This window comes from Streptomyces sp. NPDC043854 (genome assembly GCF_056436005.1).
On the sequence record NZ_JBWKDK010000084.1, the window covers coordinates 1 to 12249 of the forward strand.

The window sequence follows — 12249 nt, forward strand, 5'->3', positions numbered from 1 at the left end:
CCCAAGTACGTCCAGTACGAGGGCGATGCGGCAGCACGCCGATGCACCGCACCGGACGACGCGGAAACGCACCCCACTTCCCCGAGGCCGCTTAGACCGCGGCGGCAGCGGCCGGCGGCGGGGCCGGCCGGCGGCGGATGACCATCGCCATCATGGCGGCCACCGCGCACAGCGCCCCCGACGCATACCAGACCACGTCGTACGAGCCGAACGCGTCCCGGGCCACGCCGCCCAGGAACGCCACCGCCCCGGCGCCCACCTGGTGCGAAGCGAGCACCCAGCCGAAGACGATCGCGCTGTCCTCCCCGTAGTGCTCGCGGCACAGCGCGATCGTCGGCGGGACGGTGGCGACCCAGTCCAGCCCGTAGAAGACGATGAAGAACACCATCGGCGGGTGCACCGCCGGGGCCAGCAGCAGCGGCAGGAACAGCAGCGACACCCCGCGCAGGGCGTAGTAGACCGCCAGCAGGCGCCGCGCCTCGAAGCGGTCGGTGAACCAGCCCGAGGCCACGGTGCCGACCACGTCGAAGACGCCGATCACCGCCAGCAGCCCGGCGGCCGCCGTCACCGGCATCCCGTGGTCATGGGCGGCCGGTACGAAATGCGTCTTGACCAGGCCGTTCGTCGAGGCGCCGCAGATCGCGAAGGTGCCCGCCAGCAGCCAGAACGGCCCGGTCCGGGCCGCCCGGAACAGCACCGCCACCGCACGCCGGGCCGCGCCCGGCACCGGCGCGGGCTTGGCCGTGTACGGCCCCCCGTACGGGGCGAGGCCCACGTCCGCCGGGTGGTCGCGCAGCAGCAGCCAGACGAAGGGCACGACGGACAGCGCCGCCAGCGAGACCGTCACGGCCGCGGGCCGCCAGCCGTGGTGCTCCACCAGCCAGGACAGCAGCGGCAGGAAGACCAGCTGGCCGGAGGCCCCGGCCGCGGTCAGGACGCCGGTGACCAGGCCGCGCCGGGCGGTGAACCAGCGGTTGGTCACCGTGGCCGCGAACGCCAGCGCCATCGAGCCGCTGCCCAGGCCCACCAGCACGCCCCAGAACAGCACCAGCTGCCAGGCGGCGGTCATCCACACCGTGGCGACCGACCCGGCGGAGATGACCAGCAGGGCCAGCGCCACCACCCGGCGGATGCCGAAGCGGTCCATGAGGGAGGCGGCGAAGGGGGCGGTGAGTCCGTAGAGGGCGAGGTTGACCGAGACGGCGAAGCCGATCGTGCCCCGTGACCAGTCGAACTCCTGGTGGAGCGGCTCGATGAGCAGCCCGGGCAGGGAGGCGAAGGCGGCGGCGCCGATGATCGTCACGAAGGTGACGGCCGCGACGAACCAGGCGCGGTGGACGCGTCCGGGCGCGGCAGGGGAAGGGGCGGGCGGCGCGTCCGGTGCGGATGCGGTCGAGGGCGAGGGCGAGGGCGAGGGCGAGGGCGAGGGCGGGGGCGAGGGGCTGGGCGCGGGGGTGGAGGCTGACTGATTCACGCCGACAGCATCCGGCCAGGCGGCCCTTCCGCGACAGTGGCCTGACCGACACGCTTCGATATGATTGGGCCATGGCCCTGCACCGCGTCGTCGTCCTCGCGCTCACCGGACTGCTGCCCTTCGAACTCGGCATCCCGCACCGGATCTTCGGCCGCGCCAGGGATGCCGCCGGAACGCCCCTGTACGAGATCCTGACCTGCGGCCTGGCCCCCGGCCCGGTCCGGACGGACGCGGACTTCGCGATCCAGGTGGAGCACGGCCCCGACCTGCTCGCCACCGCCGACACCGTCGTCGTACCGGCCGCGTACGAGCTCGGGCCCGTGTACGAGGAGGGCAGGCTGACCGGGGAGCTCGCCGCGGCCCTGGCCCGCATCCGGCCCGGCACCCGGCTGGTGTCGATCTGCACTGGCGGCTACGTACTGGCCGCCGCGGGATACCTCGACGGCCGCCGGGCCACCACGCACTGGTTCCACGCCGAGCACTTCCAGCGCCTCTTCCCGGCCGTACGGGTCGACCCCGGGGTGCTGTACACGGACGACGGGAACGTGCTGACCTCCGCCGGGGTCGCCGCCGGCATCGACCTGTGCCTGCACATCGTGCGCAGCGACCACGGCGCGGCCGTCGCGAACGACGTGGCCCGCCGGACCGTCGTCCCGCCGCACCGGGACGGCGGGCAGGCCCAGTTCATCGAACGCCCGGTGCCGCAGCCGCAACTGGCCAGCACCGCGGCGGCCCGGGCCTGGGTGCTGGGGCGGCTCCACGAGCCGGTGCGGCTGGCCGACCTGGCCAGGCAGGAGTCCATGTCGGTCCGCACCTTCACGCGCCGGTTCCGGGAGGAGGCCGGCACCAGCCCGGGCGAGTGGATCACCGGGCAGCGGGTGGAGCGGGCCCGGCGGCTGCTGGAGCAGACGGACCTGGCGATGGAGCAGGTCGCGCGGGAGGCGGGCTTCGGGACGGCGCAGTCGCTGCGCAAACACGTGCAGGCCGCGCTCGGGGTGAGCCCGACGGCGTACCGGCGGACGTTCCGGGCGGCCGGCGGGAACGGCGGCCCGGGCGGCGGCGCTCCGCCACCTTCTGATGCACCATCAGGTCACGCCCGGCGCGTGCCGTGACTCCTTCCGCAGGGCGCGGTCCCGGCCTCCGGGGCAGGGGCGCCCGTGGCCGGGGCCGCGGTCGGCTCCACGGTGGACGCGGAGGTCTCCCAGCACCTCCCGCCGTACACCCCGCCCGGCGCGTACCGGGCGGTCCTCACCCCCACCGTGTCGTGATCCGGACGCGGCCCGGTCGGCGGTCCTGCCGGCGGCCTGGTCGGCGCCCCGGGCGGCATCGGGGAGAATGGCCCGTATGAGCGATCGTTCCCCCGAGTCCCACCGCCCGCACCGTGCGGGCTTCGCCTGCTTCGTCGGCCGCCCCAACGCGGGGAAGTCGACCCTGACCAACGCACTCGTGGGCACCAAGGTCGCGATCACCTCCAACCGGCCGCAGACCACCCGCCACACCGTCCGCGGCATCGTGCACCGCCCCGACGCCCAGCTGGTCCTGGTCGACACCCCCGGCCTGCACAAGCCGCGCACCCTGCTCGGCGAGCGGCTGAACGACGTCGTGCGGACCACCTGGGCCGAGGTCGACGTGATCGGCTTCTGCCTGCCCGCCGACCAGAAGCTCGGCCCCGGTGACCGGTTCATCGCGAAGGAGCTCGCGGGGATCAAGAAGACCCCCAAGGTCGCCATCGTGACCAAGACCGACCTGGTCGACTCCAAGGCCCTGGCCGAGCAGCTCATCGCGATCCAGCAGCTCGGCGACGAGCTCGGCATCGAGTGGGCCGAGATCGTCCCCGTCTCCGCCGTCGGCGACAACCAGGTCCAGCTGCTGGCGGACCTGATCACGCCGATGCTGCCCGAGAGCCCGCCGCTCTACCCGGAGGGCGACCTCACCGACGAGCCCGAGATGGTGATGGTCGCGGAGCTGATCCGCGAGGCCGCCCTGGAGGGCGTCCGCGACGAGCTCCCGCACTCCATCGCCGTCGTCGTCGAGGAGATGATCCCCCGGGAGAACCGCCCGGCGGACCGGCCGCTGCTCGACATCCACGCCAACGTCTACATCGAGCGGCCCAGCCAGAAGGGCATCATCATCGGCCCCAAGGGCTCCCGCCTGAAGGAGGTCGGGATGAAGTCGCGCAAGCACATCGAGGCGCTGCTCGGCACCCCCGTCTTCCTGGACCTGCACGTGAAGGTCGCCAAGGACTGGCAGCGCGACCCCAAGCAGCTCCGCAAGCTCGGCTTCTAGCCCGACCGGCCGCCGGGCCGGGCCCCCAGGGCCTGGGCCGGCGGCCCACAGGCCTGCGGGCTACCACCAGCCGCCGGACCGGGCGGGCCTGTCCGCCGCCGGCCGGCCCGCGGGACTACGGGAGCCGGCGCACCTTCACCGTGTTGTCCGCCCGGGTCCCGGCCCGGCCGTCGGGGCTGGTCTGCCCGTGTACGTACTCCTCCACGCGCAGGACCTCCCAGGCGCCCTCGGGCAGCTCCAGCTGGGCGAGCACCTCGCCGGGGGTCGGGAAGTCGATCTCCGGGCGCACCTCGTCCTGCTGCCAGGTCGCCCACCCGCCGTGGCCGACGACCAGCAGGATCCCGCCGGGGGCCACGGCCGCCGCGGCGGTCCGCAGGACCCGGGCCCGGGGGAAGTCCCCGTAGTTGTGCAGGAAGCAGGCCGAGACGAGGTCGAACTCCCCGGCGGGGAACGACGCGGTGAGGTCGTGCCGCTGGAGGTCGACCCGGTCGGCGACGCCCGCCTCGGCGGCGTGCGCGGCGGCCCGCTCCAGCGCCACGACCGAGATGTCGGTGCCCGTGACCTGCCAGCCCCGGCGGGCCAGCCACACGGCGTCGGCGCCCTCGCCGCAGCCGAGGTCGAGGGCGCGGCCGGGGGCGAGGCCGGCGACCTCGCGGACGAGGGCCGCGTTGGGTTCGCCGCTCCAGATGCGGTCGCTCTCGCGGTAGCGGGAGTCCCAGAACTCCTGGTCACCGGATGGCGGCTCGGACGGGGTCCCGTCGTGGCGGGAGTGGTCGTTGGCGTGCATGTGGTGGTGGTTGTGGGTGTGCTCGGGCACGGGAGTCCCTTCCTCTGCTCGGTCGAGGGGTTCCGGATGTGCCCGATGCTGCGCCGCCCGCCGCCGCACGCCCAAACACCTTTGCCGTTTCGGCAAGCCGCCCGCGGAGCCGTGCCCCGCTACGCCCCGGCCGGCTCCCCGTCCGCCGCGGGTTCCGCGATCAGGGCCGTGGCCAACGTACGGAAGCCCGCCCGGGCGTAGATGCGGGCCACCGCCTCGTCCCCGGCCGACAGGAAGACCGTACGGGTGCCCCGCGCGAGGGCGTCCGCGACCAGCGCCGCGGCGACCGCGAGCGCCAGGCCCTGGCGGCGGGCCGACGGCAGGGTGCCGACCCCGGCCACCTCGGCGACGCCGCCGACCGGGTTGTACTGGCCCGCGGCGAGGACCACACCGTCGCGCACCGCCGCCGCCAGGGCCGTCCGGCCCGCGGCCAGGCGCTCGGCCACGGCGCTCTGGTGGGCCCCGGTTGCCGGGGCGGCGGTGTCGGCGCCCGTGCTGCCGAGTGCGGGCCGCGCGTAGTACGGCCAGCCCGCACCCTCCCGGACGAAGAGGGTCAGCGGGCCGAAGTCCTCGGCCCGCGCGCCCCCGGCCCGCGGCACGGTGTCGTAGTACTGCTCCAACCGGGACAGGAGCGTCTGCGTCGTCCGGCCGTACAAGCAAAGACGCCCTGCTCAGGCACCTTCTTTGAGCAGCCTTGTGATCAGCGTCCGCTGGGCCTCCGACAGGTCGGGCTCCTGGCAGGTCACCGTCCGCCCGTCGACCGTGATCCGGTACGAGAAGCCGTCCCGGACCCGGTCCGCCACCGGGGAGGCCGCGGCGGGCCGCAGCGCCAGCTGCGCCAGGGCCTGCCACTCGCCCTCGTCCGGCAGGCTCGAGGTGTCCACCTCGGCCCGGCGCTCGATGCCCGCGAAGCCGCCTGTCCGTACCACCTGAATCCGCATGCCCGTCCTTCTACCCCGCAGCGGCCGCTTGGCCCACGCTCAGCCCAGGCCGACCGCCGCCCACGCCTTCTGCAGTGCCCGGTGTTCCTCGCCGCCCTCGCCGAAGCGGGCCGCGGCGGCCGCCGCGGACAGCTGGGCGAAGTCCCTGAAGTCGGCGTCGGGGGCGAGCCCGCCGCCGGTCAGCGTGTCGTACCAGACCTGCCCGGCGCGCTCCCATGCCTTGCCGCCGAGGTCGGTGGCGACCAGGTAGAACGCGTGGTTCGGGATGCCGGAGTTGATGTGCACGCCGCCGTTGTCCCGGTTGGTGCGCACGTAGTCGTCCATCGTGGCCGGCTGCGGGTCCTTGCCGAGTTCGTCGTCGTCGTACGCGGTGCCGGGCGCCTTCATCGAGCGCAGCGCGACCCCGCTGACGTCGGGGCCGAGCAGCCCGGCGCCGATCAGCCAGTCCGCCTGGCCGGCGGTCTGGTCCAGGGTGTACTGCTTGATCAGCGAGCCGAAGACGTCGGACATCGACTCGTTCAGGGCGCCCGACTGGCCGTAGTACTCCAGGTTCGCCGTGTACTGGGTGACGCCGTGGGCGAGCTCGTGCCCGATGACGTCCACGGCCACGGTGAAATCGAGGAAGAGGTCGCCGTCGCCGTCGCCGAACACCATCTGCTCGCCGTCCCAGAAGGCGTTGTTGTAGTCCTGGCCGTAGTGCACGGACGCGTTCAGGGGCAGGCCGGAATCGTCGATCGAGCGCCGCCCGAAGGCCGCCAGCATGAGCTCGTACGTGGCCCCCAGCCCGGCGTAGGCGCGGTTGACGGTGGCGTCCTTGGACGCCGGGTCGCCCTCGCCGCGGACCTTCTGCCCGGGCAGCCGGGTGCGGTGCCCGGCGTCGTGGATCGTCCGGCGGGGCCCGTCCGGGGCGGGCGCCGCCGGCTCCGGGGCCGTGAATCCGCGGACGCTGGTGATCCGGCGCCGGGTGCGCAGGGGGCCGTCGTGTTCGAGGGTGCGCAGGGCGGCCTCGGCGCGGCGGGCGTTCTGGGACTGGGCGATCCGGTCGAGCAGGTGCGGCGGCACCACGGTGCAGAAGACCGGGTGGCGGGGGCTGCGGCCGCGGGTGCGGGTGGGAACGTGGGAGGCATCCATCCCGGCAATGTGGCAGCGGGTCATACCTCTGTCACTACCTGCAACCATGATTCATTCGGTTGTCTGAAAGCGGTCGGGCGGTGTTGACGGTTCCACCGGACCTCGAGCGACCGAAGGAGAGGTAAGTCACATAAGGGCACAAATCGGACAGGAGGGTCCCGCATACTGAAACGGTCCCTCGCGCCACGGCGCGGCTCGGCTAGGCTCGACCCATCATGCGTTTCGGGCTGCTTCTGCTTAGCTGCCGCGGCGAGGGTCTGTAGTCGTAGGTCGACCCCCTCCCCGCGGAGTCTGGTGTTGCGGTTTACGACCGCCGTCGGCCGTTCCAGCGAACCACACGCGGACACCCGAGGAGCCCTACGCCATGAGTCAGCACACCTTCGCCGGTCGCCCCACGCCCATCACGAACGCGACCCACATGCAGCAGCCCTCCGGGATGCCGATCCACAAGTACGGCCGGTACGAGCAGGTCGACCTGCCGGCCCGCACCTGGCCGGACGCGCGCGTGACCAAGGCTCCCCGCTGGCTGTCCACCGACCTGCGCGACGGCAACCAGTCGCTGATCGACCCGATGACGCCGGCCCGCAAGCGCGAGATGTTCGACCTGCTGGTGCGCATGGGCTACAAGGAGATCGAGGTCGGCTTCCCGTCCTCCGGGGAGACCGACTACGCGTTCGTGCGCTCCATCATCGAAGAGGGCGCGATCCCGGACGACGTCACCATCTCCGTGCTGACCCAGGCCCGCGAGGACCTGATCGAGCGGACCGTGGAATCGCTGGTCGGCGCCAAGCGCGCCACCGTCCACCTGTACAACGCGACCGCCCCGACCTTCCGCCGGGTCGTCTTCCGCGGCTCCAAGGAGCAGATCAAGCAGATCGCAGTCGACGGCACCCGCCTGGTCATGGAGTACGCCGAGAAGCTGCTGGGCCCCGAGACCGTCTTCGGCTACCAGTACAGCCCGGAAATCTTCACCGACACCGAGCTGGACTTCGCCCTGGAGGTCTGCGAGGCGGTCTGCGACGTCTGGCAGCCCGGCCCCGGCCGCGAGATCATCCTGAACCTGCCCGCCACCGTGGAGCGTTCGACGCCGTCCACGCACGCGGACCGCTTCGAGTGGATGGCCCGCAACCTGACCCGCCGCGAGCACACCTGCATCTCCGTGCACCCGCACAACGACCGCGGCACCGCCGTCGCGGCCGCCGAGCTGGCCCTGATGGCCGGCGCCGACCGCATCGAGGGCTGCCTGTTCGGGCAGGGCGAGCGCACCGGCAACGTCGACCTGATCACCCTGGGCATGAACCTGTTCTCGCAGGGCATCGACCCGCAGATCGACTTCTCCCAGATCGACGAGATCCGCCGCACCAGCGAGTACTGCAACCAGATGCCGGTCCACCCGCGCCACCCCTACGCGGGCGACCTGGTGTACACCGCCTTCTCCGGCTCCCACCAGGACGCCATCAAGAAGGGCTTCGACGCCATGGAGGCCGACGCGGCCGCCCAGGGCAAGACGGTGGACGAGATCGAGTGGGCCGTGCCGTACCTGCCGATCGACCCCAAGGACGTCGGCCGCTCCTACGAGGCGGTCATCCGCGTCAACTCGCAGTCCGGCAAGGGCGGTGTCGCGTACGTCCTGAAGAACGACCACAAGCTGGACCTGCCGCGCCGCATGCAGATCGAGTTCTCGAAGATCATCCAGGCCAAGACGGACGCCGAGGGCGGCGAGGTCACCCCGAAGGCCATCTGGGACATCTTCTCGGACGAGTACCTGCCCAACCCCGAGAACGCTGCGGCTCGATGGGGACGGATCCAGCTGCGCGCCGGCTCGACGGCCACCGACAAGGACGGCACGGACACGCTGACCGTCGAGGCGGTCGTGGACGGCGTGGAGACGGTCCTGAGCGGCACCGGCAACGGCCCGATCTCGGCCTTCTTCGACGCGCTGGCCGCCATCGGCATCGACGCCCGCCTGCTGGACTACACCGAGCACACGATGAGCGAGGGCGCTTCCGCGGTGGCCGCCTCGTACATCGAGTGCGCGATCGACGGCCGGGTCCTGTGGGGCATCGGCATCGACGCCAACACCACCCGTGCCTCGCTGAAGGCGGTCGTCTCCGCCGTCAACCGCGCCGGCCGCTGACCCCCCGGCCCGGCCGGCCGAGTCGCAGGACCGCGGCGCTGCCCCGCCCGTCTCCGCCCGGAGGCGCGGGGCGGCGCCGTCTCCCGGGCCACCCCGTCCGGCAGCGCCGGCTGTCCCCGTAGGCCCACGGCCGCCATCCCGCGGAAGCCGACCATCACACGATCGAGCTAAACCGACCCTCTGCGCGCCCGTCGCTCCCGACGGTGAGCAGGTGCCGACCCTCGGAGGCCGGTTCCGAACGCAGGTCCTCCAGCCCCGGGCCATTGATCTCGGCCGCGGTCAACCGGGCGCCGGAGCGGGCCGGCAACCGGGCGGCGGCCCGGCCGATCCCGCTCGCGGCGCCCGTGACCAGACGCCATGTGTCGTCACGCGGCCGAGCGCAGGGACAACGGGCGGGCCCGCCGTGGGAGGCGCAGGGGAACAGACCGGCCAAGTGCCACCGACGGGGGATGTTGTCTTGTCACACGGCTGACGCATCCTCACTGATGTGGCTAACATCACGCCAACCCGGCGATGCCGCCTGGGGGTCCCGCCCGTGCCCGCGAAGCCACGGGGGAGTTACGGAGGTGCGACGTGCTGCCAGTTCGGGGTGGGGACGGCCGGAAGCCGGCGGTCTGGGGCATCCGTACCGCGTGGAGCACGGTGGGCGACGGGGAGTTCTTCTGCCCCGGCTGCGGCGGCGACCGCAACTACCGCCGGCGCACCGGCCGCCGCCGGTTCACCGTCCTCGGCGTCCCGCTGCTGCCGCGCGGCGAGGCCGGGCCCGTCGTCGAATGCCAGGGCTGCCGGGAGCGCTTCGGCACCGAGGTCCTCGACCAGCTCACCACCACCCGCTTCTCGGCGCTGCTGCGCGACGCCGTGCACACCGTGGCCCTCGCCGTGCTGGCGGCGGGCGGGACCTCCGCGCGCGGCGCGCTGGAGGCCGCCGTGTCGACCGTACGCGCGGCCGGCTTCCAGGACTGCACCTGGGAACAGCTGGAGTCCCTCGTGCAGGCGCTGGCCAGCGAGGAGGGCCGGCTCGGGCTGTACGACGCCCCCGACTGCTGCGGTGCCGCCCTGGCCATCGAGCTGCACGAGGCACTGGAACCGCTGGCGCCGCACCTGGCCGCGCCCGGCCGGGAGTCGATCCTGCTCCAGGGTGCGCGGATCGCCCTGGCGGACGGCCCGTACACGCCCGCCGAGCGGGAGGTGCTCGCCACGGTCGGCGCGGCGCTGCGGATGGGCTCCGACGAGGTGGGCCGCCTGCTGTCGGCCGTACGCGCCCCCTGACGGGCCCCGGCCCGACGGGCCGGCCGTATACGGAGCGCAACGCCCGGCCGGGCCGGGACGCCCGACGAGGCGCTGCATGCGGCCGAAACGGCCCCGGCCGAGGTAACGATCCGGCCTCGCAGGGCCGAAATCCCATCGCAGGGCGGGTGAATTCCGGCCGCGCCGTGGCCGGCGATTCCAGCAGGTGGACACCCGGAGCGGGCCGTTCGCCTTCGCCGTCCGCGCGCCTGTGAAGCGCATCGCCGCACGTCGCGGGGGCGGGCTGGGCGCTCGCGCAGGAGGAGGCGGGATGGGGAGGCCCGTCGGGCCATATCCCGATGCGTAGGCGTGCGCCACTGGCGAAACCCACAGATCCGACTCCCCCATGGATCAACAATTTGTGGAAGTCGACGATATGTGTGAGCCCTCCCACGGGCGTTCAATTCCGGACACACGACGAGACGCCGCCGGTAACACAGCGGGGCTTCGATTCACGTGAACGCACTGACAACCCTGGCGGACCAACGGGCTAGCGACCCACTTCGTCCAGGGATAACCAGCTTCCTCTCGTTCACTACCTCTTGAAGGGCAAGGCCGATGGCACGTGTCGCCGCCCGGCTCTCCACCGATGGAGAGCAGAGCACCCACCCGGTCGACGAGGTGCTCCCCGTTCCCAAACTCGCCCTGTACGGCTTCCAGCACGTACTCGCCTTCTACGCCGGTGCGGTGATCGTCCCGATCATCGTCGGCGGCGCACTGAAGCTGAGCCCCGAAGAGCTGGTCTACCTGATCAACGCAGACCTGTTCACCTGCGGTATCGCCTCCATCGTCCAGGCGTGGGGCATAGGCCGGATCGGCGCCCGCCTCCCGCTGATCCAGGGCGTCACCTTCACGGCCGTCTCCCCGATGATCGCCATCGGCCTCGGTGCCGGCGGGGGCACGGCGGCCCTCCTGGTGATCTACGGGGCCGTCATCACGGCCGGCATCGCCACCTTCGCCTTCGCCTGGCTGCCCGCCAAGGCCTTCCGGGCGGTCATGCGGCTGTTCCCGCCGGTCGTCACCGGCACGGTGATCACCGTGCTCGGCATCGTCCTGCTGCCGGTCGGCCTGGGCGACGCGGCCGGCGGCCTCGGCAGCCCGGACTTCGGCGACCCGAAGCACTTCGCCTACGCCGGCGGCACCATGCTCTTCATCCTGGTGCTGATGCGGCTGGGCCGGCCGTTCCTCTCCTCGATCGCCATCCTGCTCGGCCTGGTCGGCGGAACGACCGTCGCGTTCCTGCTGGGGGACGCCACGTTCGGCAACGTCTCCGACGCGGACTGGATCGGCATCACGACCCCCTTCCACTTCGGGGCGCCGAAGTTCGAGTGGTTCCCGATCGTCCTCATGCTCATCGTCATGCTGATCACCATGGTCGAGACGACCGGCGACACCTACGCCGTCGGCGACATCGTCGGCAAGGAGGTCGACAGCGAGACCGTGGCCCGCGCGCTGCGGGCCGACGGCGCCGCCACCGCCCTCGGCGGCGTGCTCAACTCCTTCCCCTACGTGGCCTTCGCCGAGAACGTCGGCCTCGTGCGGATGACCAAGGTCAAGAGCCGCTTCGTGGTCGTCGCCGCCGGCGTGTTCATGATCATCCTCGGTCTGCTGCCGAAGGCCGCCGCGATCGTCGCCTCCGTCCCGCACGGCGTCCTCGGCGGAGCCGCGACCGTCATGTTCGCCATGGTCGCCCTGGCAGGCATCCAGACCCTCGCCAAGGTCGACCTCAAGGAGGAGAAGAACGCGCTGGTCGTGGGCGTCTCCCTGGCCTTCGCCCTGCTCCCGGCCACCGTCCCGGTCCTCTTCAAGGACCACATGGACCCGGACCTCTCCTCGCTGCTCAACAGCGGTGTGACGCTCGGTGCCACGGCCGCGATCGTCCTCAACCTGGTCTTCAACGGCCCGGCTGAGGACGACGCGCACGGCGCCGCCCTCCCGGCGGAGCTGCCGGCCCAGGCGAGCGCCCCCGCCGCCCCGGCTGCCCCGCCCGCCCCGGCTGCTTCCGCGGCCGAGCCGGACGCCGAACCGGACGCCGAGGGCGAGCCGGACGCCGAGGGCGCGCCCGCACCCGCCTCCTGACCCTCCCAAGGGGCGGGGGGGGGGGGGGGGGGGGGGGGGGGGGGGGGGGGGGGGGGTAGGGGGGGGGGGGGGGGGGGAGGGGGGGGGGGGGGGGCGT

The 12249-nt window shown here is 72.9% G+C and carries 11 protein-coding genes; 5 read left to right on the forward strand and 6 right to left on the reverse strand.

The genetic code is table 11. The features are described 5' to 3' along the window. Positions 1-91 precede the first annotated feature (91 nt). Positions 92-1474, reverse strand: a complete 1383-nt coding sequence (locus AC068A_RS35410; protein ID WP_478590408.1) for an MFS transporter — start codon at positions 1472-1474, stop codon at positions 92-94. Between the two features lie 71 nt (positions 1475-1545). On the opposite strand from AC068A_RS35410, the gene AC068A_RS35415 reads away from it, so the two are divergent. Then, positions 1546-2586, forward strand: a complete 1041-nt coding sequence (locus AC068A_RS35415; protein WP_478590409.1) for a GlxA family transcriptional regulator — start codon at positions 1546-1548, stop codon at positions 2584-2586. Positions 2587-2809: 223 nt separating this feature from the next. Then, positions 2810-3760, forward strand: coding sequence for a GTPase Era (gene era / locus AC068A_RS35420; protein ID WP_478590410.1), 951 nt, complete (start codon positions 2810-2812; stop codon positions 3758-3760). Positions 3761-3875: 115 nt separating this feature from the next. Here era and AC068A_RS35425 read toward each other — a convergent pair whose 3' ends face one another. The 4 genes from AC068A_RS35425 to AC068A_RS35440 all read right to left on the reverse strand — a co-directional run bounded on the left by AC068A_RS35425 (position 3876) and on the right by AC068A_RS35440 (position 6649). After that, on the reverse strand, positions 3876-4547 hold the full coding sequence (locus tag AC068A_RS35425; protein WP_478590425.1) for a class I SAM-dependent methyltransferase: 672 nt from the start codon (positions 4545-4547) through the stop codon (positions 3876-3878). 149 nt (positions 4548-4696) lie between these two features. Then, positions 4697-5233, reverse strand: a complete 537-nt coding sequence (locus AC068A_RS35430) for a GNAT family N-acetyltransferase (RefSeq protein ID WP_478590411.1) — start codon at positions 5231-5233, stop codon at positions 4697-4699. 15 nt (positions 5234-5248) lie between these two features. Continuing rightward, positions 5249-5518, reverse strand: a complete 270-nt coding sequence (locus AC068A_RS35435) for a protealysin inhibitor emfourin (protein WP_478590412.1) — start codon at positions 5516-5518, stop codon at positions 5249-5251. A 39-nt stretch (positions 5519-5557) separates the two neighbouring features. Beyond that, positions 5558-6649, reverse strand: coding sequence for a M4 family metallopeptidase (locus tag AC068A_RS35440; RefSeq protein WP_478590413.1), 1092 nt, complete (start codon positions 6647-6649; stop codon positions 5558-5560). A 364-nt stretch (positions 6650-7013) separates the two neighbouring features. Between AC068A_RS35440 and leuA the strand changes: the two genes are divergently transcribed. After that, the gene (gene leuA, locus AC068A_RS35445; protein WP_478590414.1) at positions 7014-8786 is read left to right on the forward strand and encodes a 2-isopropylmalate synthase; all 1773 of its coding nucleotides are present in this window, start codon (positions 7014-7016) and stop codon (positions 8784-8786) included. A 154-nt stretch (positions 8787-8940) separates the two neighbouring features. Here leuA and AC068A_RS35450 read toward each other — a convergent pair whose 3' ends face one another. Then, positions 8941-9219, reverse strand: coding sequence for an SDR family NAD(P)-dependent oxidoreductase (locus AC068A_RS35450; protein ID WP_478590415.1), 279 nt, complete (start codon positions 9217-9219; stop codon positions 8941-8943). A gap of 140 nt (positions 9220-9359) precedes the next feature. Between AC068A_RS35450 and AC068A_RS35455 the strand changes: the two genes are divergently transcribed. Beyond that, positions 9360-10055 (forward strand): TerB family tellurite resistance protein, encoded by a 696-nt coding sequence (locus AC068A_RS35455; protein ID WP_478590416.1) that lies wholly within the window; start codon positions 9360-9362, stop codon positions 10053-10055. 576 nt (positions 10056-10631) lie between these two features. Further along, positions 10632-12152, forward strand: a complete 1521-nt coding sequence (locus AC068A_RS35460; protein ID WP_478590417.1) for a nucleobase:cation symporter-2 family protein — start codon at positions 10632-10634, stop codon at positions 12150-12152. Positions 12153-12249: the final 97 nt, after the last annotated feature.